Origin of the sequence: Corynebacterium sp. LK31, assembly GCF_014335015.1 — a bacterium.
GTDB classification, from domain to species: Bacteria; Actinomycetota; Actinomycetes; order Mycobacteriales; family Mycobacteriaceae; genus Corynebacterium; species Corynebacterium jeikeium_D.
In genome coordinates, this window is record NZ_PDGW01000006.1 from 107,462 (window position 1) to 133,362 (window position 25,901).

Consider the following 25,901-nt stretch of genomic DNA (forward strand, 5'->3'; position numbering starts at 1 on the left):
GAGTAACTAGGACGGATAAAAAGCGTCGGCTACGCCACTACCTTCACGTCCGTGTACGCGGCGCGCGAGTCCCAGCGGCAGCACACAATCGGCGCCAACAGCTCGGCCAATGGCTCACCAAAAGCCACCTGACCAGCACCGTCGGCAGCGCCTGCATCGATGACTCGATCCCACAATAGGCCCGGCGCGGTAAACAGCGGCACCACTACGAGTCCGCGTCCGCGCTTGGCCGCGCGCTCCTGCGCCGCGGCCACAGCATCGGCTCCCTTGATTTTCTCAGGACCGACCACGAATGCCGCGCTCACATGTCCCGGCAGCATCCCGCCAAGGTTTGCCGCAAACTGGTGCACCGCCGCATTGGCATCCTCATCAGAGGAGCCGACCCCCATCACCAGCGCATCGACCGGCCAGGAAAAAGATGCATTCTCCGCCGCTTCGATGATTCGCTTTACGACGGCGCGCTTCGTGCCGTCGCCAAGCCCGAGTCCTTCAGCCACTGTGATGTCAACACCATGCCGATCGCAGAGTCGAACCTGCTCGGGAACGTCGACTCGCGAGTGGAACGCATCGGTGAACAGCAGCGGTACGGCCAGTGCCTGAGTCTCGCCGGCAGCGGCGAGCTCGGCACAGACGGTATCCAGTGAGGGCTCGTCAAGGTCCAGCCAGGCGAGGCGAATCTGAGAGGGCGCATCCAGACGGGTGAGCGGCATCTTCTCGCGCACGAGCGCGACCACGTCTTCGAGCACCGGTTTGGTCTCTGAGTGCCGAGAACCGTGCGCAAGCAGAATCAGTGCGGTCATCGATGGTCTCCTCAGGCTCGCTAGCTGTGCTTTCTGGTTTCTCTACCTGGCAGCTCTACTGGGCAGCGCCACGCACGAGGCCTGCGGTGAGGGTGTCACCGGTGCCCGGCTCGATGAGCAGGAATGCACCGACACGGCCACCGACGCGGTAGGCATCGACCGGCAGCGGCTGTGCGACCTCGACGGTGATCTCCGCGACGTCGTTGACTGCAAGCTGATCAGCCACACCGGTGGGCTCACCGGTTTCGATATCGATGAGCGCATCGACGGAAGCGATACGACCACGCACCAGTGCGGCACCATAGCGCACCTCTACGACGCGACCGACTGCCAACGGCTTGTCTGCAAGGTGGACGGCCACGGCGGAGAAACGGCGCACGTCTTCCGGGCGCGTGCCACTGATGAGGTCGCCACGGGCGAGGTCGAACTCGGCATCCAGGCTGATGGCCACCGACTGGCCGGCCACGGCCTCAGTGACATCCTCAGCTGCCACGGTGATCTTCGTGACCGTAGCCTGACGGTTGGCGTCTACGGAGACAACATCGCCCACACGCACGCTACCTGCGGCGATACGGCCGGCGTAACCACGGTATTCAGTGGCGTGATCGCGAATGACATAGTCGATGGGCAGGCGCAGGTCAGCCTCGGCATCGGTTTCCAGGTCGGCACCGATGTTGAGGTTTTCCAGCAGCTCCAGCACGGTCGGCCCCTCGTACCACGGAGTGTGCTCAGAAGAATCGACAATGTTGTCGCCGACCAGAGCCGACACTGGAACAACGAAGGTGTTCTGCAGACCCAGGCGCTCTGCTAGTGCTGCCACATCCGACTCAATGGCGCGGAAGGCCTCTTCGCTGTAGTCCAGTAGGTCAATCTTGTTGACTGCGAAAATCACGTGGCGAACGCCCAGCAGACCGGCCACCGTTGCGTGACGCTTGGTCTGCGTCACGACGCCGTTGCGCGCGTCGATAAGCAAAACGACGGCCTCGGCGGTGGACATACCGGTGACGGTGTTTCGGGTGTACTGCTCGTGACCTGGGCAGTCGGCGAGGATGAAGGAGCGGACGTCGGTGGCGAAGTAGCGGTAGGCGACATCGATGGTGATGCCCTGCTCACGCTCGGCCCGCAGACCGTCGACCAGCAGCGACAGGTCCGGGTTTTCCTGACCGCGCGCCTGTGAGGAGGCGACGACGGCCTCGTACTGGTCAGCGAGGATATTCTTCGTGTCGTGCAGCAGGCGACCGACGAAGGTGGACTTACCGTCGTCGACGGAGCCAGCGGTGCACAGGCGAAGAGTGCGACGAGCGCGAGTGGCGCGGTCAGCGGAAATCAGGGTAGCTGGGGAATTTGGCTGGCTCATCAGAAGTAACCTTCCTTCTTACGGTCTTCCATGGAGGATTCGGACAACTTGTCATCTGCGCGGGTAGCGCCGCGCTCGGTGAGCTTGGATGTGCGAAGTTCCTCCATGACCTCCGCAATAGTGGTGGCAGTCGATTCGACAGCGCCGGTGCAGCTCATGTCACCGACAGTGCGGTAGCGGACAGTGCGAACCTCGAGGGTCTCGCCGTCGCGGGGGCCACCCCACTCGCCCGGTGCCAACCACATGCCGCCGCGGTTGAACACCTCACGCTCGTGGGCGAAGTAGATGGGAGGCAGTTCGATGTCACGGGCTTCGATATAGGCCCAGACGTCGGCCTCGGTCCAGTTCGAGATCGGGAAAACGCGAACGTTCTCTCCGGCGGCGTGGCGACCGTTGTAGAGGCCCCACAGCTCAGGGCGCTGACGGCGTGGATCCCAACCGCCGAAGGAGTCGCGGACGGAGAACACGCGCTCCTTTGCGCGGGCCTTCTCCTCATCGCGGCGGGCGCCACCGAGAACGGCATCGTAACCGCGGTTGGCAATGGTCTCCACCAGCGGCACGGTCTGCAAGGGGTTGCGGGTGCCGTCGGCACGCTCGGTGAGCACGCCGCTGTCGATCCAGTCTTGGACCTTGGCTACGTGCAGCTTGATGCCCGGCTGAGCGGCAATCTTGTCGCGGAATTCAATAACTTCGGGGAAGTTGTGGCCGGTGTCGACGTGGAGCAGCTCCAGCGGGATACCCGCCGGTGCGAAGGCGCGCTTGGCCAGCTCGAGCACGACGACGGAATCCTTTCCGCCGGAGAAAAGTAGTGCCGGACGCTCGAACTGACCGGCGGTCTGGCGAATAATGTCGATGGCCTCGGCTTCCAGCTCGGCAAGCCGCGGGTCGAGGCGGTTTTGTACGGAAACGGTGGTTGAGCTAGTCATGGGGGTTCTTTCTGTTGGGGCTGTGTTGGCTGTTGTAACTGCGCTGTTTTAGCTGATATCGGTTATCGGCGGGCGGCTAGTGGCTGGCGGCAAGTAGCTGTCTGCTAGCCGCTCGAACTAGAGGTGCAATCCGCACTCAGTCTTCTCGGAGCCCGCCCAGCGACCCGAGCGCGGATCCGCGCCCTCTGCCACTCGCGCGGTGCATGTCGCGCAGCCAATCGACGGGAACCCCTGTTGCGTCAGCGGATGCACAATGAGGTCGTTGTCCTCGATGTACTGGGCAACATCCTCATCTGTCCAGGTGGCCAACGGGTTGAGCTTGATGCGACCAGTCTTGTCGATTTCCAGTACCGGCGTGTGTGCGCGGGTCGGCGCGTCGACGCGCTTCAGACCTGTGACCCAGCCCTCGTAGGGGCGCTTCACGGCAGACAGCGGCTCGACCTTCCGCAATGCGCAGCATCGCGTCGGGTCGGTCTTGTACAGATCGACGCCCTCTTCGGCGTCCTGCTCGGCGCGGGTGCGCTTCGGCTCAATCGACAGCAGTCGGTTGTCGTAACGCTGTGCGACCTGCTCTGCCACGTCGAGGGTCTCCGGGAAGTGGTAACCCGTATCCAGGAAAACCAGGTCGGCTTCCGGCGCGTGCCGAGCAGCCAGTTCCGCCAATACCGTGTCCTGCATCGACAGGGTCACAGCCAGTGGCGTGTGCAGGTGCTCCGCACCCCATTCCAGTACTTCCCCGGCAGTGGCAGTCTCCAGCTTGGAGCCCCACTCCAGCGCGAGCTCGATCAGACGACGAGCGGTCTCCGGATTGTCCAGCACATCCTGACGCGCGAGCGCCTCCTGAGTCTTAATGACTTCAGCGGTTTTCAGTCCCGTGCTCATGACGCCACCTTCCTATCAATATGACCATGCAGTTTCACCGTGAATACCCGGCAGCATTCGCGGCATTGCCAGGCGTAATCGGTTTCCAGGTCGGGCCACAGATCATCACCGCCGCAGTAAGGGCAATGCATCACCGCACCCCGGTTCGGATTGGGGTGTGCGCTTCGGCCACCGATTCCCAGTCGCGCTGGCGTCTCGTCTTTTTCGCTTGACGACGGCCCCTGCGACCGAACCCCATTGGGAGATTCACTCACTTCAGGTCCTCCTCATCAGCGCGGACAATCCACTCGCGGAACTGTTCACCCTCGTGGCGCTGCTCCTTGAAGTGATTGACGACGCGCTCGATGTAGTCACCCAGTTCTGCCGAGGTGACCTTGTGTCCGCGAACCTTGCGGCCGAAGTTGGCATCGAGCCCCAGCGAACCACCGAGGTGAACCTGGAAACCCTCGACACGGTTGCCCTCGTCGTCGGTGACAATCTGCCCCTTGAGTCCGATGTCGGCAATCTGCGTGCGGGCGCAGGCATTCGGGCAGCCATTGAGCGCAATGGTGATTGGGACGTCGAGGTCACCGAGGCGTTCCTCCAAGTCGCCCACCAAATCAATTGCGCGCTGGCGCGTGGTGACAAGTGCGAGCTTGCAGAACTCTAGGCCGGTGCAGGCCAGGATGCCCCGTCGGAAAGCAGAAGGCTTGGCAGACAGGCCAATTTCGTCGAGTTCTGCGAGCAGGGAGTCGACCTGGTCGTCGGCGACGTCGAGGAGAATGAGCTCCTTCATCACGGTGGTGCGGACGCGGGAAACACCGTGGCGCTCGGCGATGTCGGCGAGCTTGACCAGGTCAGAGCCCGGAACACGGCCAACAGCGGGCTTAACACCGACGTAGTTGAGACCGTCGGCCTGCTTGTGCACGCCGATGTGGTCCCGGTCGCCCTCGAAAGGTTCGGGTGCGGGGCCGTCGATAAGCTTGCGGTTGAGGTAGTCGTCTTCGAGTACCTGGCGGAACTTCTCCGCGCCCCATTCGGCAACGAGGAACTTCAGACGCGCACGATTGCGCAGGCGACGGTAGCCGTAGTCCCGGAAGATGCGGCACACGCCCGCCCATACCTCGGGAACCTCGTCCTCTGGGATCCAGGCGCCGAGACGCTGGGCGAGCATCGGGTTGGTGGAGAGACCACCACCGACCCAAACGTCGAAACCGGGGCCGTGCTCTGGATGATTGACACCGACGAAGGCAACGTCCTGGACCTCGTGGGTGACATCGAGACGCGGGGAACCGGAAACTGCCGACTTAAACTTACGCGGTAGGTTGGAGAACTCGTCGCCGGAGAGGTACTCCTCCTTGATGCGGCGGATGGCGTTGGTGCCGTCGACAATTTCATCGGCCGCAACACCGGCAACCGGGCTGCCTAGAATAACGCGGGGAACGTCGCCGCAGCCAAAGTTGGTGTCGAGACCAACTCGCTCAAGGCGGTCCCAGATCTCCGGCATATCTTCGACGCGAATCCAGTGCAGCTGGACGTTCTGGCGGTCGGAGAAGTCCGCAGTGTCGCGGGCGAAGTCGCGGGAAATCTCGCCGATGGTGCGAATGCCCTCGGTGGTGGTCTGGCCACCGTCGAGGCGGACGCGGAGCATAAAGTACTTGTCCTGCAGCTCGGCGTTGGTCTTCACGCCGGTGTGCTCACCGCTAAGCCCCTGCTTGCGCTGGGTGTAGAGGCCAATCCACTTAAAGCGAGGCGCTAGGTCCTCCGCGGGGATGGAGTCAAACCCCTGCTTGGAGTAGATGTCGATAACACGCTGCTTAACGGCGATGCCAGCATCTTCTTTCTTAATGCGCTCGTCGTCGTTAAGTGGCTCGCGGCCGTCGATAAGCCACTGCCCCTGTGGCTTCGGTGCGCGCTTCTTACGTCGGGTAGCCGCTGCGGAAGCTGGACGCTCGGCGGTTTTCGTAGGAGAGCTCATGGGGAATCTACCGAATCACTTTCGTTTTGTTCTCGTTGACCGAATTAGTTTCTAATCTTTATAGACCGTTTGGTCTACGTTGCATTGCAGGCAACATTAGACCGACCAGTCTGGCTAGTGCAAGCCGGGACACGCTCGGATACCTAGCGGACTTCCGCTTCGCCCACGCGGACACCGTTTTTCGCACCCACTTTGACACCTTCAGAAGCATCCTCGGCCCCGGCATCAACCGAAGCGGGTGATGGAGATCCAGAACTAGGCACATCAGCCGAGGAAGACTGAGAAGTCGGCTCAAGTTGGACCCGCTGACGCAGCCCCGGAAGAGTGTCGTGCGAACGCGCCCACAGCACCAGCACAACGACAACAAAAGCCCACACGAGCAGCGCTGTCGTCAGTACGCCCCCAGAAACCAGCGACGAAAACAGAGTGCGAATATTCAGCCCCACCAACACGCCGCCGATCGCAATCCCAAGCAGCCGCGGATTAATGCGCCCCACCAGGTACGCAGCCAAGGGTGCCGCAATCACACCACCGCACAACAAACCAATTACCGGTGCGGCATGCTGAGTGAATTCCTCCCGCAGCTTGGGCAAAAAGCCCAGTACAGCCGCCAAGGCAACGAGAAATTCCGCCGCAGAGACAGTACCGATAATCTTGCGCGGCTGGTCAGCCTCAGCGCCGAGCAAAGTTGAGGTGGTAACAGGCCCCCAACCACCGCCTCCAGTGGAATCAAGCAGGCCACCAAAGAGCCCCAGCGGAGCGAGCTTCTTCGCCCCCCAGGCCTTCTTCTTGCGCTTAACATTGGCCAAAAAGGCGAAGCGGATAATCACCCACAGACCGAGGAAAAGCAAGATTGTCGAGGTCACAGGCGTCGCGGCATCACCGTCGAGATTCGCCAAAAAGGTCGCACCAATAAAGGCACCGATAGCACCCGGCACGCCAAGACTCAGCGCGCGTCGCCAGTCGACATTGCCGAATCGCCAGTGTGAAATACCGGAGGCCAGTGTCGTACCCACCTCTGCTACGTGAACCACCGCCGACGCAGTGGCAGCACTACTACCAGCGACAATAAACAGCGAAGTAGCGGTGACACCGAAAGCCATCCCCAGAGTGCCGTCGACTAATTGCGCGCCAAGGCCGATTAGCACGAAGACTATGAGTTTTTCCATGACAAGCCCTTCCCCGCTTACCCAACCAGAGCCTGCCGTTGCCACGATGCTCGCACGACGAGCCCCTTTCAGAGCTCATTCAGCAGAAGCGATGCGCAGCAAAACCCTCTCAAGCCAAAGCAGTGATTCTTGCGGTGTTTTGTGTTTGCTTTTTGTAGACCAGTTTGTCTATATTCTGTTTCAGCAAGCATAGACCGGTTGGTCTACGATAAGCAATCGCGACAAAGAAAACGTAGAAAAAGGATTCCACCCAATGACCAACGACCAGACTGCAGCCCAGAACACGGCCGCTTCCTCACTGCCCGATCTCGCCAACTCCACCACGCCACTGCGTGTAGCCGTGGTTGGCTCGGGCCCGGCCGGCATCTACGCCTCCGACGCGCTGATGAAGTCCGGCCGCGATGTCGCCATCGACCTCTACGAGCGCCTTCCAGTGCCGTTCGGCCTCATCCGCTACGGTGTTGCGCCAGACCACCCGCGAATCAAGGGCATCATTAAGTCCCTCCACCGAGTGCTGGACAAGCCGCAGGTTCGACTGCTGGGCAACGTGGACGTCGGCAAGCAGGTCAGCGTTGATGAACTGCGCCAGTTCTACGACGCCATCATCTTCGCCACTGGCGCGACCGGCGACCGCGATCTGAACATCCCGGGCTCGGATCTGCCGGAGCACTACGGCGCCGGTGAGTTCGTAGGTTTCTACGACTCCCACCCGGAGTTTGCTCGCGAATGGGACCTCTCTGCTGAGTCGGTCGCTGTGATCGGCGTCGGTAACGTGGGTCTCGACGTCGCCCGTATTCTCGCCAAGACTGCCGATGAGCTGCACGTCACCGAAATCGCCGACAACGTCTACGACGGCCTGGCAAAGAATGCCGCCCGCGAAGTCCATGTCTTTGGCCGTCGCGGTCCGGCTCAGGCAAAGTTCACTCCACTGGAGCTGAAGGAACTGGACCACTCTGACACCATTGAGGTTGTCGTGAATCCGGAGGACATCCAGTACGATGCCGCCTCCGAAACGTCCCGTCGCGAGTCCAAGATCACCGATCAGGTCTGTACGATTCTGGAAAACTACGCCATCCGCGAGCCAAAGGGCGCCCCGCACAAGCTCTTCATCCACTTCTTCGAGTCCCCGGTCGAAATCATCGGCGAGACCGGTGAAGATGGAGTACAGCACGTCAGCGCTATCCGCACCGAACGCACCGAACTCGACGGCGAGGGTGGCGTCCGCGGCACCGGCAAGTTCACCGAATGGCCGGTCGGTGCGGTCTACCGCGCAGTCGGCTACCGCTCCGACGCAGTCACCGGCGTACCGTTCGACACCGGCACGCACACCATCCCAGATGCCGGCGGCCGCGTGCTTGACGACATCGACGGCAACCACATCCAGGGCCTGTACACCACCGGCTGGATTCGCCGTGGCCCGGTCGGCCTAATCGGTAACACCAAGGGCGATGCCAACGAAGCTGTCGGCAACCTCATCGCCGACTGGGAGGCAGGTCGCCTGGCCGCACCTGCAAAGCCCACGCATAACGACGTCGACGAGTTCCTGGCCGACAAGGGCCTCCAGGTCACCACCTGGGAGGGCTGGCACGCACTCGACGCCGCCGAGCGTGCCGCGGGCGAAGCCGAAGGCCGCGAGCGCAAGAAGCTGGTCGAGTGGGCTGACATGGTTGCGGCCTCCACGGTCGTCGCAAAGCAGCCAGATGCCGATGACGTGGCCGAAGCTGTGCACGAAGCTGTTGTGGAGACCGTCGCGAGCTAGCGCATCGGGTCTAACCGGACAGTTGATTGTGCACGTCAGTCGATCTTCGGATTAGAGTTAATACATGGCTTATCATGCAGACTCATCCAACCTGGACGTCAAGGAAGTTCTGACCTGGGAAGGCTTCGGCGTCGCCTCCCGTGAACTGGCACAGCAGATTGTCGACTCGGACTTCGACCCGGAGATTATTATCGCCGTGGCCCGCGGTGGCCTGCTGCCAGCAGGCGCACTCAGCTACACCATGGGCGTCAAGCTCTCTGACGCCATCAACGTCGAGTTCTACACCGACGTGGCGGAGACCCTGCCGGATCCGGTTCTGCTGGAGCCGCTGCTGGACATCGAATCGATTTCCAACCGCCGCCTGCTGGTCGTCGACGATGTGGCTGACTCCGGTCGCACGCTGCATCTGGTGCTCGACCTGCTCAAGAAGCACGGCGCTGAAGTCCGTTCCGCTGTGCTCTACGGCAAGTCCCGCTCGGAGATTGCACCGGACTACGTCTGGAAGCACACCGATGACTGGATTGTCTTCCCCTGGTCGGCCGAGCCACCGGTACAGAAGTCCAAGTAGATTAAGTAGCTTACGCACCACAGCGGGCACACAAAAAGTGCGCTGCGGAGCCAGTTAAGGCCGTACCGCAGCGCACACTAGGTCGTCGAACTAGCCCAGTTCGACGACCTTAATCTTTGATGCCGCCTCCGATGCGCGCTCACGAGCAGCATCGACAGAATCCGCGGTCGAAACAGCAACACCCATGCGGCGACGCGGGCCAGCAACCGGCTTACCAAAGATACGAATATCGGTCTCCGGAATAGCCATGGCCTCCGTCAGCCCGGTGTAACCCGGCTGCTCGATGTCAGCACCGCCGTAGACGACAGCGGAGGCTCCCGGGGACACCAGCGTGACGTCGATAGGCAGACCCAACACTGCGCGCGCGTGCAGCTCGAACTCGGAGAAACGCTGCGTACCCATGGTGACCATGCCGGTGTCGTGCGGACGCGGGCTGACCTCGGAGAACCACACCTCATCGCCGCGGACAAACAGCTCGACGCCGAAGATACCGCGACCGCCCAGCGCGTTGGTGATGCGCGCGGCGACAGAGCGAGCATTGTCCAGGGCGTTTTCGCTCATGGCAGCCGGTTGCCAGGACTCAACGTAGTCACCATCCTGCTGACGGTGGCCGATGGGCTCACAGAACCACGTTGCCCCCTCGCCGGTCTCCGGATCAACGGAGCGCACGGTCAGCAGCGTGATCTCATAGTCGAAATCGACGAAGCCCTCCACGATGACGCGACCGGACTCAACGCGACCGCCACTCATGGCGTAATCCCACGCGGCCTGGACATCTTCCGGCGAACGCAGCGTGGACTGTCCCTTGCCCGAGGAACTCATGACCGGCTTGACCACGCATGGGAAGCCAATCTCATCAACAGCTGCGGTGAACTCATCAAAGCTGGAGGCGAAGTGATAGCGGGAAGTCGGCAGCCCCACCTCTTCCGCAGCCAGGCGGCGAATACCCTCTCGGTTCATGGTCAGCTGAGTCGCCCGTGCGGTCGGAATAACGGTGACGTCCAGCGTCTCATCTTCCTCGACCTCTGCCAGCACCTCGGTTGCCAGAGCCTCAATCTCAGGGACGATGAAGTGTGGCTTGACCTGGAGAATCAGGTCCCGCAGTGCGCTAGGGTCCGACATATTCAACACGTAGGCGTGGTGAGCTACCTGGTGTGCCGGTGCATGCTCGTAGCGATCGGCAGCGTGCACCTCAACGCCAAGACGCTGGAAAGCAATGGTCACCTCCTTGCCGAGCTCGCCAGAGCCGAGCAGCAGAACTCGCGTTGCTCCCGGCTGGTACGGGGTTCCGGTGACTTCAGGGGTGAACATCGAGATAAATTCGCTTTCGTCTACGGCACATACGCTGCGCAACCAGCAGCTGTTAAATTGATTGCCTCCAGCATACGACAGCGAGCTGATTCACCGCGGCGGGCACGGGCGGGAACCTAGCGCGGGAACACCCGCTGGAACTCAGCCAGCGCCACCTCACGGTCAGCGGCCAGGACAACATTCGCCACCGCTCCGGCTGAATCCTCCACCACCTGGCCGCGGCGTGCTGGCTCATCTGCAAAGGTTCGCTTATCGACGCCCACGAGACGCATCTTCTCCACTTCCCCGGTCACCGCACCGACGGCCACCATCGCGGCAAAGAGGTCATGAACCTGCGCCTTGTAACCGACTCCAACTCCCTGGTGGAACTCAAAGTAGAACTTCAGTGAGCGACGCAGAACACGCAGTAGCTCCGGGTTCATACCGGCATCTCGCCAGGATTCAATCTCAGTATCACTAATGGTGATGGTCTCGGTGACATTGAGCGGAACCAGCGTCGGCACCGGCGCGCCTGCGGCGGTGGCGATGCTGCGCACGGCATCCTCCGGGCGCTCGACGGCCACAGCGCCCGCGGTGCCGAAGACCTCGATGACCGCGGTGGGGTCAACCCAGAAGTTCCATTCCGCAAACTCGGTAACGTTACCGTGGTACTCCACAGCACCACCCATAATGGTCACGCCGTCGAGCTCCCGCATGAGTTCCGGGTACTTCTTCAAAGCGGCCACGTAGGTGGTCATAGGGCCAGTGACCAGCAGGTGCACCTTCTCCCCCGTCGACCGTGCCTGCTCGATGACCTGGCGCCACAGCGCCAGCGGATCCGCCGCTCCTGCGCGCCCCGGTTCGTAGATGACGGCCGGTGGCGCCAGGTTGTAGCCCAGCCCGTACGGGCCATGAGTCTCAGGCGTGGTGGTCAGCTCACGGTCAGCGGGCCCCTCGAAACCGCTGACGACCGGAACCTCCGGACAACCACAAAGATTCAGCATGTACTTGGTATTACGGGCAGACCATGCCGCAGTGGTGTTACCACCTGCGCAGGTCACACCCACCAGCTCGATCTCGCCTGCGGTATGCAACCCCGCGAGGTAGACGAGAGCAAGACTGTCATCGATACCCGTGTCAACGTCGGCAAGCACTTTCAAACGCGTCATAAGGTCAAGTGTGACACGAAACACGCTCGGCCCGCAGAGCTAAACATGGGCAAAACAGGGATACAGACGAGTTTCCGCTGGTGCTGGCCGGGTTTACTAGTTCGTCGACATCGCTGCATCACCCACCGGAGCAGGCTCCGGCAGCGGCATATTCAGCTCGGCCAAGACCTCGCGCAGTCGCGTCGGGTAGTCGGTGATGATGCCGTCGACACCAGCGGCAATCTGCTCGCGCATGGTCTCCTTTTCGTTCACCGTCCATGGCACCACCTTCATGCCGGCCTCATGCGCACGGGAGATTAGCTCCGGCGTGGCGACCGGGTGGTAGTCAGCATCCGACGGTGTCTTGCCGTAAGGAATGCTGTGCGTCGGCGAGAGCACCTGCACGCCGAGCTGCTTGGCGGCCTCGATGATGTCGCCATTGACCTCGTCGTAATTGACATCGCCAATCCAAGGAGAATCCTTCTTCCAGGTGGTTTCGTCCCACAGCATGACCAGCGGAATCTCCGGGTTCCGTTCCGCGACCAGCGGCAACGAGCGCCAATCGAAGGATTGAATCATCACACGATCAGCCACACCCGCGCGGTCAATCTCGTCGAGAATCACATCGACGAACTCCTGCGGTTCTGCCGAGTCAGCGCGCTTTTCGCCCTCGATCTTGGTCTCAATGTTGAAGTGGATGTCCTGGTTATCCTTAGTCAGCTCGAACAGCTCCGGCAGGGTCATCATCCTATTGCCCTTGATTGGCTCCGCATCCGGGAAGTCCTCGAGCTTCTTGTCACAGACCAGGGTTTGTACCTGCTCATAGGTGAGATCATGTACGAGCTTGCCGACGTACGGGTACTGCGGGTCCCCCTCCGTCACTGGCTCGGTGTCCGAGCACTTGTCGTCTTGGATTTCCGGATCGTGCCAGACCATAGGCACGCCATCCTTCGTCAGGACGATGTCCAGCTCCAACGTCGTAACGCCCAGCTCCAACGAGTTGATCATCGCCTGCTTGGACTCCTCCGTCCACTCACCGCGACCACCACGGTGTGACTGCAGATCAAAACCCTCCGGCAGCTTAGCCATCGCAGCCGGCCGCACATTCGCGGCCGCATTCAGCTCAGCGACCTGCTGCTTTTCAAAGGTCTTCTCTTCGCTCGACGTAGTGCTAACCGCGCTTGCACTGCTTGACGACGATGCCGCGTCGTTGTCCGCATCATTGCTGCATGCTGCAATAGGAGAAATAGCAAACGCGCCCATAGCGATGGCCGCGATTGCGCGACGCGTGCCGTGGACGCGTGAATTCTGAGGCTGCTCGCTCTGCTTGGTCCGTTCGTCAAACATGGAGTCAGATGAGTTGCGAGAAGACATGGCCGGTGATTTTTCCTCTTTGGGCGTAGTATTAGCGACTTCATAGCGACGGCATAGTACCGACAACACAGTGTCGACAAACTACCGTCGGAGGTTTACGGAACACAGAAATCTGGGTGAAAACTGTGTGGTGCGCCACTACTTTAAAACGGCCTGACAGCACTCGCATCTGGAGCGAGTGCTGGGTGAGCGTTTAATTTCCCTCTGCCTTTGGAATCTCGCCGTCTTGAGCGACCTCTGACCCATCCCAGGAGTACGTAACGGGAGCATTGTACTGGTCTTTAAAGGCGAAGGCACCGCCGTCTTCGATCATTTTATTGACATCGAAGAAATTGACGGTCACAGTTTTGCCATCGCCTTCGACCGAGTTGATTGTCTGCGGACCACCGGCGGTACCCACGTACTCGCCCTTATGAAACAGCAGCACTGCACCAGCGGTAGTTGAATGCGTAATTTCATTCTGTACTGCTGAGGCAAAGGTCAACTCGCTGGTGGTATCCCAGTTCGTATCGTCCGTGACTGTCCAACCGCTGCCATTGCCACCTTCCATTGAGTTCAGGTCGGCAACCGCTTCTTCGAAAGCCTCTTCCTGAGTTGGCGCAGAAGAACCCCCATCGGAGTCGTTGTCATCGACATCCGGATTGGGGGTATCTGCACTTTCACTGTCATCCTCGACAGTGGTGGTCGTAGTGATGGTCGTCGTTTCTTGATCTACCTGAGAAGCAGAGGTCGGTGCTGCGGTCTCATCAGTGGAGCAACCGGACAAAGCCACTACACCTGCGACCGCCGCGCTAACCAGCATCGACCCGCGACGAACTGAATGACCACTCATGGCTGGAACCTCTTCTGTTCTCTCAAGTTTTCTCAAGCACTGCGCTACGACGGAGCATTACTTTCTCATGTCCGACTCGGAATTGAGTTTACTTGGGAAAACTCAAGAGACCCCGGGAGTGTCCAAGAATTTTCGAAAGCTCTCGAAAATTCTCGGGAGTCCTTAGGAAGCGGGTGTCGCGCCGCCGGGAATCTTGCCCTCGTGGACAACGTGATCTCCGTTCCAGAAGAAGTGAACATTAGAGGTGAACTTGGCCGCATCAGCGTTCGGCGCACCTGCGGCCTCCTGGGCCTCCCAGTCGTGGTAGATCACTGAGATGTTCTTACCATCGGGGGTCGGCGTCACCTTGTTGATGTGCTGAGGCCGGTCAGAGTCCGTACCAATGAACTCACCCTTGTGGAACATCAACAGCACAGTGGAGGACTGAGCGTTTCCCTGCTTGGCCTGATCTGCGAGAGCAAAGCTCAAATCGCTACACGGGCTGAAGTTGGAGGTGCCAGTGTACTTCCACCCATCATGGTTGTTCGGACGCTCCCTGTTGACCTTATCCAGGGCCTCTTGGATTTCAGGTGCAGCCGGGTTCGGGGTACAGCGATCCGCCTTCGCGGGAGCTGGAGCCGGCGCCGGTGCTGGGGCCGGTTCCGCCTGAGCCGCAGGAGCTGCAACGGCTCCACCTACTGCGGAGAAAATCATCGCGCCGGAAAGTACGGCGGAACTTGCCAGTCGTTGTACTCGGTGTCCTGTGTTTTGCATGAAAACCACACGCCTTCTGTCGTTTGGACTTCTGTCGTTGGACCACGCGGTGAGGCCTACGATACAAAAATGACTCTGGGATGCCAGTGTCAACTGACAATTCCCAGAGCCTTCTCGTGGTTAGCAAATGTTCTTTTTTACAGCAGCCAGCGGTTTCGACACCGAAGATTTTTTATCTAACAGTTCGATAAAGTCGGGTCGAAAGCCGGACTATTTTCCGGCTAGTTCGCCACTGTCCCCAGACTAAGTGTCCAGCGCTAGTTGTCCAGCACGTCGTGGACAACGATAGTCTGGTCACGACCCGGGCCAACACCGATGTAGGAAATGCGAGCGCCAGAGAGCTCCTCCAGGCGGTTCAGGTAATCCTTGGCCTTGTCCGGCAGCTCATCGAAGGTGCGGCAGCCAGTGATGTCTTCGTCCCATGCAGGCATGGTCTCGTAAATCGGGACAGCGTGGTGGAACTCCGACTGGGTGAGTGGCATTTCGTCGTGACGCACGCCATCAACGTCGTAAGCGACACAAATCGGAATCTCGCCGATACCAGTCAGGACATCCAGCTTGGTGATGAACAGATCCGTGAAACCGTTGACGCGCGCGGCGTAGCGAGCCAGCACCGAGTCGTACCAACCACAGCGGCGCTTACGGCCGGTGTTGACTCCGACCTCACCGCCGGTGGTCTGCAGGTACTCGCCCCACTTGTCGAACAGCTCCGTCGGGAACGGGCCAGCACCGACGCGGGTGGTGTAGGCCTTCATGATGCCCAGCACCGAAGTGATCTTCGTCGGGCCGATGCCGGTGCCCACGCAGGCACCACCAGCGGTTGGGTTCGAGGAGGTCACGAACGGGTAGGTGCCGTGGTCGACGTCGAGCATGGTGGCCTGGCCGCCCTCCATGAGGACGTGCTTGCCGGCATCCAAAGCCTGATTGAGCTCAAACTCCGAGTCGATAATCATCGGGCGCAGACGATCGGCGAAGCCCATGAAGTAATCAAAGACTTCATCCGGGTCGATAGCGCGGCGGTTGTACAGCTTGACCAGAATCTGGTTCTTCTGAGCCAGCGAAGACTCAATCTTCTGGCGCAGAATCGACTCATCCAGAATGTCCTGGACACGCAAGCCCGTACGGCCGACCTTGTCGGCATACGTCGGGCCGATACCGCGGCCAGTGGTGCCGATAGCGCGCTTACCCAGGAAGCGCTCGGTCACGCGGTCCAGCGTCTGGTGGTACGGAGCAACCATGTGGGCATTGCCGGAAACGCGCAGGCGGGAGGCTTTTGCACCGCGAGCTTCGAGGCCATCAATCTCGTCGAAAAGCGCCTCGAGGTTGACCACACAGCCGTTACCGATAATCGGCACAGCGTTTTCCGACAGCACACCCGCCGGAAGCAGCTTCAGCTCGTACTTCTCACCGCCGACGACAACGGTGTGGCCGGCGTTATTGCCACCGTTGGGCTTGACGACGTAGTCGACGCGGCCACCGAGAATATCGGTTGCTTTGCCCTTGCCCTCGTCGCCCCACTGGGCACCGACGATAATGATTGCGGCCATAGTCCTACTTCAACTCCTGGGATTGCAGACGACGCATTAGAGTGTAGTCCTATGCGTATTGTTGTGCTGCAGTGTGGCCCCGATGTACCCGCGTTTTCCCAATTGCTCCGCCAATCATGGTCTACATCAGCACCGTCCACACCATCAGCACCAGCTACTCCGGCACCACCCGCCTATGCGCTTCACGACGTCGCGATGATCCCCACCCGCAAGGAGCTGGCTTTCATCGACGACCTGGCCAAGGACGTACTGCCTGTCGATACAGCTCCGACGCCGGAGGAAATCTCCAAGCAGAAGAAAGTCGACCACTTAGGCGCTCCGCAACCCGCTCCGCAAAAGCCGAGCGAGCCGTTACGAATTGTGGTCGTTGGCACCGACGCGGCACTGGCTACCGTGGCAACCTACCTGATGCGCAAGAACCTCCTGTGGATTGAAGTGGCACATGTCCCCACCGCGCCCTCGACCGCGGCCAAAAACTGGGGCATCGAAGGAGGAGAAGGGCTCGATGCGGCGGCCGCGCTCACACGCCCGACGACGCCAGTGCCGCTGATTCGCGACGACACCGGCCACGCAATTGTTGGTTACGCCCTACTGACAGAGCCGGGAATTACCGGAGTGTCCTCGGCAAACGGGTTTACTGGCGAGGTCTATGTCGACGAGCATCAGATGTTCTCCGGCACATCCACCGGCCTGCAGATTCGCCCTACCCCCGATGCCCCGGGCATCGTTGCGGCCGAAGTTCCGGCGCCGGATGCGGAAAACGGTAACGAGGGTGAGAGCGGCAAAGGCCTGCTGAGCCGACTCGGATTGGGGCGCGGTGGCCGTCGTAAAGCGAAAGAAGCCCCGGCCCGCGAGCTACACCGTCCGATGACGGGTCGGGCAGTTCAAGTTGGTGGCCTGGGCTTCCGATATGTGCGCGATGGCGTGGAGTCACGAAAGCCGAGAGAGAAGACAACTCTGTACCGACACCTTCGCGACTTGCAGATTGTGCACTAACTGCGGCGGGCAATAGCCACGGTCTGCCTGTGCGAAAGTGGCGTGCATGAAAGTGACCTGCGCGAAAGTTCGAGTACAGATAACATTTGGGTGTTAAAGCCACTGCCCGCCACTGCCTCGATAGGACAGCATCATGACTGACAACACCCCACGGCTACGCGCTGGCGACCAAGCCCGCCACACTGCGCTGGAACGCTTGGAATGGGCATTCCGCGATGGCCAGATTGACTTTGCGGAATTGCAGGAGCGCACCGAGAAAGCCCAAAAGGCGACGTACATCGATGAGTTGCCCGCATTGACACAGGACTTGTCGCTGCCCGCGAACCTGGCCGAGCCGACTCCACATGCGCACCCAAACCCTAACCTGCGCCCGAACCTACACAGCGTCCCGGACGAGCACCATTCGGTGGCACCGAATGCAGCCAACAATCATCAACCAGCTCGGATTGATAGCTCCGCCGCGGCAACTGGTTCGAAGCTCTCCATCGGCATCTTCGGCGGCACCGACAAGAGAGGCCCGTGGACGTGCGCTCCCACGCACACCACGGTGGCGGCCTTCGGCGGGACTGGCTTGGATTTCCGCGAGGCCATCCTGACCGCGGAAACCACTGTCGTCAACATTGGCTGCGCCTTCGGTGGAGTCGACGTCATTGTCCCCGACCACTACCAGGTTGATGTCGACGTGCTGCCCATCTTCGGCGGCACGGATGTTACTGGAAACCCGGGACGTAACCTTCCTGCTCCTGGCGCAGGACAGGCTCCGAAGATTATTGTGCGCGGCTTTGTCGCTTTCGGCGGCGTCGAGGTCAAGCGCGTACCGCACTAGAGCATGCTGCAATAGCACGTGGGCAGTAGCATGTGCGCCGGAGCACGTGGGCAGTAACCGACGGGCGCCTGGCGAGCCACTACTCGCCCACGCCTCACCGGCTACTCGTCCCATACCTCCGGTGGCATTGCTGGGAACGGCGTCGTCGGCGGCAGCGTTGCCACAGCTGAACGTCTGGACAGGCCACACACCTGCAACAGGTCCACCACCAAGGAGCGGGACTGCGCAAACACAACCTGTTCCGACAGCGTTGCGTCCTCGATCACGCGCGGGTGCATTTTCGCCGCTAGACGACGCAAGTACCGAACCACGTCTTCAAGCTTGACCTCTCCGGATCCCTCGGAAAGCTGAGCGATAGCGATGTCGCCGGATTCGAAAGGCAACTCGCCCCACTCTGGGATTCGGCGCACGGCGGCTTCGTCGTCAAGCACATGACTGACCAGGCGCGTACCTTCAGACACGCCGAGAACAAGTGCGCACAGTTCGGACGAGAAGTCGATGTGATCCTCACGTGCGGTGATAGCGCGACGCGCGAGCACACGGATGTTGCGCATGGCGTTGTCGACGGGATGAACCATACGTGACAGCGAGTGGATTCGATCCCGGGAGCGCCAGAGCAACGGCGAGATACGGACCTGCTCGCCCGCGTCGGCGACAGTGCGGTCCATCAGCGAGACTTGCGCCTGCATGGAGCGCACCACGCTCAGTGCGGTGCGGATGCGATCGGTGTCGCCCTCTTTCATGCCGATGCCGATGTCATAAAGTACATCTGCACCCATGTCGAGGACCTTGGCCACCTTGCGGCGAGCACCCGCCAGCGGGCTTCGCGGCAATATCATGAGCACAATAATGCCCACCACACCACCGACGAGAGCATCGATCATTCGGTAATAAGAACCAGCGGTGCCCGGCGGAATAATGGTGGCGATGAGCACGGCTGAAGATGCCGCTTGGTTGACCACAAGCGGTCCTCGACCGACAAACACACCGATGACCATGGCGACGAACACACCGACGGTCAGCTGCCAGATACCCGAGCCGAGGATGGAGATAATCACATCACCAATGCCGACTCCCAACGAGGCACCGAGCACCAACTCCACAGAGTGCTTTAAGCGAGGACCTGCGGTCATCACGTTGAGGCTGATGAAAGCGGCCATCGGCGCGAAGAACGGGTTGGGGTGCCCCAGTACCTCAAGTGCGAACCAGTAGGCCAACCCAGCGGCTAACGTGGCTTGGACAATGAGCATCCAACGGGAGCGCACACGGTCAATCGCATGGAGGAAACGCGTGCGGGGCCTCACTTTCTGACGCAACTTGTTTGCTGCGCGGGAGGCCGGATGTAGGTACGTATTGCGAAAATCTTGGAAATCCGGGCGCGGATTATCCTCGACGAATTGCGTTTCCTTAGCTTCGACGAGGTCGTCGACATGCGCGGGAGCAAGGTCCTCTAGATTCCTGGCAGCTGCGGCATCCTTATCTTCCCCACCAGCTATGCCAGCCATGCCGAAGTCACCATCCTCATGTAAAAAACTGTGCGCTTTTTATGTACCCGTTGTGCTGTTGTGCACTCTTATGTGCCCGCTGAATCTCTGTGCGCGATTAAAGACCCAGTTCTGGCAACGCGGATTCATCACTGTCACGCAGCAACGCCATCATGCGATCGAATTCATCATCCTCGCCGATAGCCTTAGCAGCCTTAGCCAACGCTGCGAAGGCGCGGAGCACACCACGATTCGGCTCGTGCTCCCACGGAATGGCTCCGAACCCCTTCCAGCCGTTTCCACGCAGCAGGTCCAGACCGCGGTGGTAACCAGTGCGAGCGAAGGCATAGGCCTGAATCTCCTGGCCCTCGGACAAGGCGCTTTCAGCCAAATCCGCCCAAGCCTGGGAATCGCGCGGGCATGCGCGAACCACGGCCTCCGGGCTTGCGCCACCGTTGCGGGCAGCAACGGCCTCGTCAAGAACGGGGAGCTTCACGGGAGCAGGAGCCATCATGTCATTGAGTTTCATGCGTCCTATTGTGCCAGGCATCACGTGGCGATGGCAGGGGCTCAGTATGTGACTCTCTGTTGGCAACGGCGGGCACAGCGTGGTGGTGCGACGTCGGCAAGCGCCAGATGACGACCAACTAGCGTTCCCCGACTACTCCGGGCAGCTCGGCTTCGTCGAATCCAACGACTCACCATTTTCCAGCTTGGTCGCAACAAAATCGGCCACTCGGGCGCACGCTTCCATCAGCATCCAACCCGACAGCTGGACAGAGAGGTCACGCTCCTTAATCGCCGAACCGCGAACCGCGCCACCGACTGATTGCGCAACCGAACCGCCCTGTGGGAACTGAGCATTGTCGTTCCAATCTGCGGGGAAAAGCGGCAGGCCATCAACCTCGAGGCGGTGGTACCAGCACTTCTCCCCCGACGCCAGAACCAGTCGGCGAGCAATGCGGGCCGCCGCGCGATTCATGCGATTGTCTCCAGGCAAACGCACCGCCGCATCGGCGAGGTATCGCACGAGGATGCCGTTGAACAGACCACCATCGCCGCCACCGGCACCGGCGATGACATTGTCGGTGGTCGCCAAATCCTTTGCCACCGCGTGGATGAGGTTTTGCACGCGCGTGAAATACTTCGTCGCCTGTTCACGCTGGCCGTGCGCCCGAAGCGCAAGTCCCACTTCGAGGCAAGCGCCAATCATGACACCCTGGTTGTACGTAAACATGCCCTTCTGTACGACGGCACCTGCCATGGACAAGCGAATGCCGTCGTAGAGCAGCCCTGAGTCCGCCAGGAGGTTGGCGTAAACCCAATCGATAAGTTCCTCTGCCTCCTTGATACGACCAGCCCGGGCCAGAGCGATGGCTGCAGGACCGTTCGAGGGAACGTTGAAGAAGAGGTCCTGCTCACGCCACGGCAGCACACCCGTGGACTCCTGCCGACCATCACCCAAGCATGAAATCAGCCGTGCTGTCGTCTTCTTGGGCACCGATGCGCCGAGGACCGCGTCGGCACGCCCGAGCGCCAACGCCATCCACGCGCGATCGTCGTAGTACTTGTTCTTGGTCAGCAGCGTGAGGTTGCGAATGCGGATACCCCGAGTGGTCTGGCGGATAGCGCGGTACTTCTCCTTAGAAGGCACGCGCTTGGCTGCGTCTACCAGGCAGTCGAGATACTGCGCCTGCCACCAGTAATGCCAGTTGATGAAGACCTTATGTCGAAGCGGCGCGGGCCAGGAAGCCATTGCCAAATTCGTGCCCGGAAGACCCCACAGCTTCGCCGCATGACGGTTGCGAATCGCCTGTTCAGCCACGTCCGCACGATAGGCCCACGTTTCGGCCTCCGGACGCGACATTTTTAGAACCACTGGCTCTCCTTAAAACGGCTGTGAAACAGCTCTAAAACAGCCTTCGAAATAAAACACCTAAGCAGACAATTACCAGGCCGCGGTGATATCTGCATGAGTACGAATCCAAGAGTGCATGGCAATACCCGCCGCTACCCCCGCATTTATCGAACGCGTCGAGCCAAATTGGGCAATCGACACCGTCAAATCCGCCGCCTGCTGTGCTTCTTCAGTCACTCCCGGCCCCTCCTGGCCGAAGAGCAAAAGACAACGCTCGGGCAACTCAACGGTTTCGATGGGTACGGAGCCCGGCACATTGTCCACGGCCACGACAGCCAAATCATGCTCGCGCGCCCAGCTAATGACCTCCGACACCGTCTCGTGGTGCAGCAAGTGCTGGTAGCGGTCAGTCACCATCGCGCCGCGACGATTCCAACGCTTGCGCCCCACGATGTGCACGGCCTCCACCAGGAAGGCATTTGCGGTGCGTACCACGGTGCCAATGTTGGAGTCATTCTCAAAATTCTCGATGGCGATATGCAACGGATGACGACGCTTATCCAGCTCCGCGACGATAGCCTCCATCGTCCAGTAGCGGTAGGCATCGACGACATTACGTCGGTCGCCCTCATCCAGAAGCTGCTCATCGTATTCTGGGCCGGTCGGCCGGGGTTCGTTCGGGTGCTCCTGCTCCCACGGCCCCACCCCGACACGAGCCTCAAACCATTCCGTCGGCCCCTTCCCGGGCTCAGGCGCGGTCAAGAGCCAACAGCCCCTCGACCAGGAACAACTGCGCCACGGTGTAGGTGTCCATCACTGCCGCATTCAGAAGCTTGCCGACGACGCCCTCCTCCGCAAACATCTTTCGAGCCATCAGTAGCGTGTCGGAGACGAGGAACAGGTTGCCACCGTGGCCGAGGCCGTAGGCGGCATCGGCAATCGGCAGGCCGGTCTGCTCATCAGTACCGACAGCACCGGCACCCTCCAGCAGCGCCGGGTCATCGGCCAGTGCGGAGGTCACAGCCAGCAGCGGACCGTAGCCAACAGCAGCGGGCAGCGCCTCGGGCTTTACAGCACCGACCAGCGGTACCGAACCAGCCCACAGTGGGAAGCGAATGGCAGCACGCAGCGCGCTAATCCGAGCTCCGGCACGCCACAGCAGCACGTGGTAGGCAACCTGGTTAACTGCGAACGGCACAGAACCGCGGTTCAGGTTCGGCTTATTCGGCATGAGAATCAAGTCGCCCAGCCAACCGCCGGCGAGGCCGATGAGCAGGGTGGTCGTCGTAAAGCGAGACGTCTCGTGGCGACGGCGCCAAACATTGGCCGCCAACAGTGGCATGAGGACAGTCTTGGAAACTCGACGTGGAGTCTCCCAGCCGAAGGCACTGGAGACAACGTTGACCGCACTGGCGGCGATATAGCCGGCACGTTCTGGGGCACGGCGGGTGTCGGAGCTTGCGCTGGCGATACCGACGAGTGCGCCGAGGCCCTCGCCCGTGCGACGCACAAACATGTCAGCGACGGTTTCCTTGGTGCCGGGAAGTTTGGTCGTGGTGAGCTTGGACAGGAGTCCTGCGCGCTTGGTGGTCATGGGGATGTTCCTCTTTCGTGGGACTGCGTTGGGGCGGTGAGCTGGGTGAGGCTCGGCGAGCAGGGTGAGGCTCGGCGAGCAGGGTGAGGCTCGGCGATAGCTCTAGCGCTCAGATTCTTAGGCCAGACCCAAGTCATCCAAACCGAGCAGATAACGGTACTCCAGGCCTTCAGCCTTGATGACCTCGCCGGCACCCGTCGCGCGGTCAACCACCGTGGCGACACCGACAACCTCAGCACCGGCCTCACGTAGGGCAGCGACGGCGGTCAGCGGAGAGTTGCCCGTCGTGGTGGTGTCCTCAACAACCAGGACCTTCTTGCCCACAATGTCCGGCCCCTCGATGCGGCGCTGCATGCCGTGCTTCTTGGCTTCCTTACGCACCACAAAGGCATCAATTGGGCGCCCTTCGGCGTGCATGACAGAGGTAGCCACCGGGTCCGCGCCAAGCGTCAGACCACCGACGTGCGCGTAGTCCCAGTCTGCAGTGAGCTCCCGTAGCAGGGAACCAATCAGACGCGAGGCCTCATGATGTAGGGTGGCGCGGCGCAGGTCAACGTAGTAGTCAGCCTCACGTCCAGACGACAGCGTGACCTTGCCATGGACAACCGCCAGCTCCTTGACCAACTCGGCCAAACGCTGCAGCTTCTCCTGATTGACATTGCTCGTGTGGATGCTCATCTGAGGTTGTCTCCTAAATAAACGACTGTGTGCTCAAGGATATGTCTGGTTCTACTCGTCCGCGGAATCAGGGGTTGCGCCCTTGTCCTCGGATACAGATTCGGTGGGGTCGTCGCTGCTGTCGAGGTCTGGGGCGGCGTCGGTAAAAATACTGGCGGGCTTCACAATTGATCGCACCACACGCCCCTGGCTCGAGCGCATCCGGCTATGTTCGGGGTCCTCACCAAGCGCAGGAATCTGCTGGCCAGAATCCCCAATGTCCTCCGACTCACCAACGTTTGCACCCATCTTTCGTGCCGTTGACCGCGAAGGCAGCGCCGTCGGATCCAGCGGTATATCCCGCGTAGGGCGCCACGACGAACCGTCAATCGCCTGCACCACCGTGGGTTGTGCATTGCTTTGCGACGGCCACTGCGAATCATCCGTGGTTGCATCCGCGGTAGCAGCGGACGAGGACGAAGGAGAATCTGCGTAAACAATTTCCTCAACGTCCAGCGGCTCTTCGCCCTTGCTATTCTGCGCGCTGTGACTCTGGGCATGCCCGTTCTGTGAGCTGTGATCCTGCGATTCGTGGTTAGCAGAACCGTTGCGACGCTGATCTGGTACCGCGTGCAAGTGCCCACGCCCGGTTCCATCCGAAATCAAGGAACCAGAGTCAACGGACTGCTCGGTGAGCTGCAAACGAGTGGGATCCCACTGATTAGTGTCCGGAGCGACGGTTTCGCCTTCCGCCGGTGGCAACCTGCGCGCAATGTCGGAGAAGTCCGACAGCGATGCCAGTGCACCGTCCCAGTCCTCTGGCACTGAATTATCAATCAGCTGAGCCAAGGACCAGGAGTTTTCGGACCACATGCGGGTAATGGCCGGGTGTACGTCGGCAAGCATGCGGGTTGCACGGTCGTCGAAGATGCGATGAATGAGCTCTGGGTCGGTAGCTGCGACTACCAGGCCGGCTTCGGTAGCTACGTGAGGCAGCGTCGTGCCGCCGCTGCGGCGCAACTCGAAAACCTCATCGCTGGATACAGAGCGGCGGATGGCGATGGTGGTGATGCCGCCGACATCGGCGAGGTGCATTTCCCGGCCAAAGGCGAAACCGGAGACCACGGCCTTGGCATCGCCGTCCGGCGTACGCTGCCAGTACGACGGCAGCTCATGGTCCACACGGTTATAGACAGAATTACGTTCCTGCGCCCAGGCCTTCCGCAAGTGACGCACACGGCGACCGCTGATACGTCGACGGATAGGGGCCACTGATTGCTGCTGAGCGCGCTGCGGTTGCGCGGGCTGGGTGGGCTCAGTGTGCGGGGTGGCCTGGGTGGCCTGGGTGCGCGCCGCACGATCGGATGATTGCGGCACTTCGTCAGTCTCGGCATTTTCGCCGGCTGCAGCCCGGAATTCTGTACCCCCAACAGTTCCAGTGCGAGCGTCAGCAGCGGTGGTGCTGTCGGCCCCTGTGGCAACGGCATCGCCCACTAAACCTGTCTCGGGCTCATCCGCGGTATCGGTATCTTCAGCAGTCACCGACTCGGCTGGCTCCGCGCCAGGCCCTGCTCCAGATTCTGTGCCAGACTCCGCGCCGCTTCGGAGAGTCACGTCCGTTCCCGCATTCAGATCAGCTGCTGCTTCCGATGTTTCGGCAGCACCCGCGTCTTCTGTTGCTTCGGGCATTTCAGCAGTGGCCGCCGGCTCGATTCCCGAGACAGATTCAGGCTCCGTCGGTGTCTTTTCTACAGCTGAAGTCCCCAGTTCTGTCGTCGAAACCTCAGTTTCAGAATCAACTTCAGCGGCGCTATCAGTCTCAGCGGCAACCTCAGAGTGAGAGTCAGCATCAGCTGCGATATTCGGTCTCGCCACAGAAGCTGTCTCGGAGCTTCCTTGCTCTGAAGAATCCGGCAGTTCGGGCACAACATCTTCTGCCGCCACACCGGTTACTTCGCCGGTGAAGTCCGAGGGCTCGTCGTAAAGCGATGGCGATGACGGAGACGCCACAGCAGTCTCACTTATGCTGCGACGGCGGCGGTCGACAACGAACAGCGCGACTGCGGCGATGATGAGAATCGCTGCGAGGGTGAATACTAGGGGAATCATTAATCTCCTAGCTTA

Annotated in this window: 24 protein-coding genes; 5 read left to right on the top strand and 19 right to left on the bottom strand. The window is 60.7% G+C overall.

The features are described from left to right. Positions 1 to 29: 29 nt before the first annotated feature. The 4 genes from CRD18_RS00890 to CRD18_RS00905 form a co-directional block, all read right to left on the bottom strand. A complete protein-coding gene (locus CRD18_RS00890; protein WP_049169883.1) occupies positions 30 to 800 on the bottom strand; it encodes a sirohydrochlorin chelatase in 771 nt (256 codons plus the stop codon). A gap of 55 nt (positions 801 to 855) precedes the next feature. Next, the gene (locus CRD18_RS00895; protein WP_049189478.1) at positions 856 to 2,157 is read right to left on the bottom strand and encodes a sulfate adenylyltransferase subunit 1; all 1,302 of its coding nucleotides are present in this window, start codon (positions 2,155 to 2,157) and stop codon (positions 856 to 858) included. After that, positions 2,157 to 3,083, bottom strand: a complete 927-nt coding sequence (gene cysD / locus CRD18_RS00900; protein ID WP_049189477.1) for a sulfate adenylyltransferase subunit CysD — start codon at positions 3,081 to 3,083, stop codon at positions 2,157 to 2,159. Before cysD ends, CRD18_RS00895 begins: the two co-directional genes overlap by 1 nt. 117 nt (positions 3,084 to 3,200) lie before the next feature. Next, entirely contained in the window at positions 3,201 to 3,965 is a 765-nt protein-coding gene (locus CRD18_RS00905; RefSeq protein WP_049193776.1) for a phosphoadenylyl-sulfate reductase, read from the bottom strand. A gap of 20 nt (positions 3,966 to 3,985) precedes the next feature. Between CRD18_RS00905 and CRD18_RS00910 the strand changes: the two genes are divergently transcribed. Beyond that, the gene (locus tag CRD18_RS00910; protein WP_187406438.1) at positions 3,986 to 4,177 is read left to right on the top strand and encodes a hypothetical protein; all 192 of its coding nucleotides are present in this window, start codon (positions 3,986 to 3,988) and stop codon (positions 4,175 to 4,177) included. A gap of 38 nt (positions 4,178 to 4,215) precedes the next feature. Here the strand turns inward: CRD18_RS00910 and CRD18_RS00915 are convergent, their stop codons facing one another. Both CRD18_RS00915 and CRD18_RS00920 read right to left on the bottom strand, forming a co-directional pair. After that, a complete protein-coding gene (locus CRD18_RS00915) occupies positions 4,216 to 5,922 on the bottom strand; it encodes a nitrite/sulfite reductase (RefSeq protein ID WP_016421533.1) in 1,707 nt (568 codons plus the stop codon). Between the two features lie 143 nt (positions 5,923 to 6,065). Continuing rightward, a complete protein-coding gene (locus tag CRD18_RS00920) occupies positions 6,066 to 7,091 on the bottom strand; it encodes a sulfite exporter TauE/SafE family protein (RefSeq protein ID WP_049193775.1) in 1,026 nt (341 codons plus the stop codon). 253 nt (positions 7,092 to 7,344) lie between these two features. On the opposite strand from CRD18_RS00920, the gene CRD18_RS00925 reads away from it, so the two are divergent. Both CRD18_RS00925 and CRD18_RS00930 read left to right on the top strand, forming a co-directional pair. After that, positions 7,345 to 8,850 (top strand): FAD-dependent oxidoreductase, encoded by a 1,506-nt coding sequence (locus tag CRD18_RS00925; RefSeq protein WP_049189473.1) that lies wholly within the window; start codon positions 7,345 to 7,347, stop codon positions 8,848 to 8,850. A gap of 64 nt (positions 8,851 to 8,914) precedes the next feature. Then, positions 8,915 to 9,418 carry a phosphoribosyltransferase gene (locus tag CRD18_RS00930; RefSeq protein WP_048734520.1) on the top strand — a complete coding sequence of 168 codons (504 nt, stop codon included), beginning with the start codon at positions 8,915 to 8,917 and terminating at the stop codon, positions 9,416 to 9,418. Positions 9,419 to 9,508: 90 nt separating this feature from the next. Here the strand turns inward: CRD18_RS00930 and purT are convergent, their stop codons facing one another. From purT to CRD18_RS00960, 6 genes are all read right to left on the bottom strand, one after another. Then, the gene (gene purT, locus CRD18_RS00935; protein WP_048734516.1) at positions 9,509 to 10,729 is read right to left on the bottom strand and encodes a formate-dependent phosphoribosylglycinamide formyltransferase; all 1,221 of its coding nucleotides are present in this window, start codon (positions 10,727 to 10,729) and stop codon (positions 9,509 to 9,511) included. 116 nt (positions 10,730 to 10,845) lie between these two features. Then, a complete protein-coding gene (locus CRD18_RS00940; RefSeq protein WP_049189472.1) occupies positions 10,846 to 11,877 on the bottom strand; it encodes a nucleoside hydrolase in 1,032 nt (343 codons plus the stop codon). Between the two features lie 96 nt (positions 11,878 to 11,973). Then, the gene (locus CRD18_RS00945) at positions 11,974 to 13,230 is read right to left on the bottom strand and encodes a glycerophosphodiester phosphodiesterase family protein (RefSeq protein ID WP_049169869.1); all 1,257 of its coding nucleotides are present in this window, start codon (positions 13,228 to 13,230) and stop codon (positions 11,974 to 11,976) included. 193 nt (positions 13,231 to 13,423) lie between these two features. Further along, complete coding sequence (locus CRD18_RS00950; RefSeq protein ID WP_049193773.1) at positions 13,424 to 14,062, bottom strand: LppP/LprE family lipoprotein; 639 nt, start codon at positions 14,060 to 14,062, stop codon at positions 13,424 to 13,426. A 162-nt stretch (positions 14,063 to 14,224) separates the two neighbouring features. Beyond that, on the bottom strand, positions 14,225 to 14,815 hold the full coding sequence (locus CRD18_RS00955) for an LppP/LprE family lipoprotein (RefSeq protein WP_049193802.1): 591 nt from the start codon (positions 14,813 to 14,815) through the stop codon (positions 14,225 to 14,227). A gap of 257 nt (positions 14,816 to 15,072) precedes the next feature. After that, the gene (locus CRD18_RS00960) at positions 15,073 to 16,362 is read right to left on the bottom strand and encodes an adenylosuccinate synthase (RefSeq protein WP_016421542.1); all 1,290 of its coding nucleotides are present in this window, start codon (positions 16,360 to 16,362) and stop codon (positions 15,073 to 15,075) included. 51 nt (positions 16,363 to 16,413) lie between these two features. Here CRD18_RS00960 and CRD18_RS00965 point away from each other — a divergent pair, with 51 nt between their 5' ends. Both CRD18_RS00965 and CRD18_RS00970 read left to right on the top strand, forming a co-directional pair. Then, positions 16,414 to 17,358 carry a hypothetical protein gene (locus tag CRD18_RS00965; protein WP_224433541.1) on the top strand — a complete coding sequence of 315 codons (945 nt, stop codon included), beginning with the start codon at positions 16,414 to 16,416 and terminating at the stop codon, positions 17,356 to 17,358. 133 nt (positions 17,359 to 17,491) lie between these two features. After that, positions 17,492 to 18,184 (top strand): DUF1707 domain-containing protein, encoded by a 693-nt coding sequence (locus CRD18_RS00970; RefSeq protein ID WP_049193771.1) that lies wholly within the window; start codon positions 17,492 to 17,494, stop codon positions 18,182 to 18,184. Between the two features lie 101 nt (positions 18,185 to 18,285). On the opposite strand, the gene CRD18_RS00975 is transcribed toward CRD18_RS00970, so the two are convergent. The 7 genes from CRD18_RS00975 to CRD18_RS01005 form a co-directional block, all read right to left on the bottom strand. Beyond that, positions 18,286 to 19,689, bottom strand: coding sequence for an aromatic acid exporter family protein (locus CRD18_RS00975; protein WP_005510217.1), 1,404 nt, complete (start codon positions 19,687 to 19,689; stop codon positions 18,286 to 18,288). Between the two features lie 97 nt (positions 19,690 to 19,786). Then, positions 19,787 to 20,197: a DUF3151 domain-containing protein gene (locus CRD18_RS00980; RefSeq protein WP_016421545.1), complete on the bottom strand. Its 411-nt coding sequence runs from the start codon at positions 20,195 to 20,197 to the stop codon at positions 19,787 to 19,789. A gap of 132 nt (positions 20,198 to 20,329) precedes the next feature. After that, the gene (locus CRD18_RS00985) at positions 20,330 to 21,547 is read right to left on the bottom strand and encodes a glycoside hydrolase family 76 protein (protein ID WP_005510131.1); all 1,218 of its coding nucleotides are present in this window, start codon (positions 21,545 to 21,547) and stop codon (positions 20,330 to 20,332) included. A gap of 69 nt (positions 21,548 to 21,616) precedes the next feature. Further along, the gene (locus CRD18_RS00990) at positions 21,617 to 22,288 is read right to left on the bottom strand and encodes an RNA methyltransferase (protein WP_038626765.1); all 672 of its coding nucleotides are present in this window, start codon (positions 22,286 to 22,288) and stop codon (positions 21,617 to 21,619) included. Then, on the bottom strand, positions 22,275 to 23,120 hold the full coding sequence (locus tag CRD18_RS00995; RefSeq protein ID WP_016421548.1) for a lysoplasmalogenase: 846 nt from the start codon (positions 23,118 to 23,120) through the stop codon (positions 22,275 to 22,277). The genes CRD18_RS00990 and CRD18_RS00995 overlap by 14 nt, the downstream gene beginning before the upstream one ends. A 117-nt stretch (positions 23,121 to 23,237) precedes the next feature. Continuing rightward, positions 23,238 to 23,798, bottom strand: a complete 561-nt coding sequence (gene pyrE / locus CRD18_RS01000; RefSeq protein WP_049189439.1) for an orotate phosphoribosyltransferase — start codon at positions 23,796 to 23,798, stop codon at positions 23,238 to 23,240. Positions 23,799 to 23,849: 51 nt separating this feature from the next. Then, entirely contained in the window at positions 23,850 to 25,886 is a 2,037-nt protein-coding gene (locus CRD18_RS01005; RefSeq protein ID WP_070439018.1) for a hypothetical protein, read from the bottom strand. Between the last annotated feature and the right edge of the window lie 15 nt (positions 25,887 to 25,901).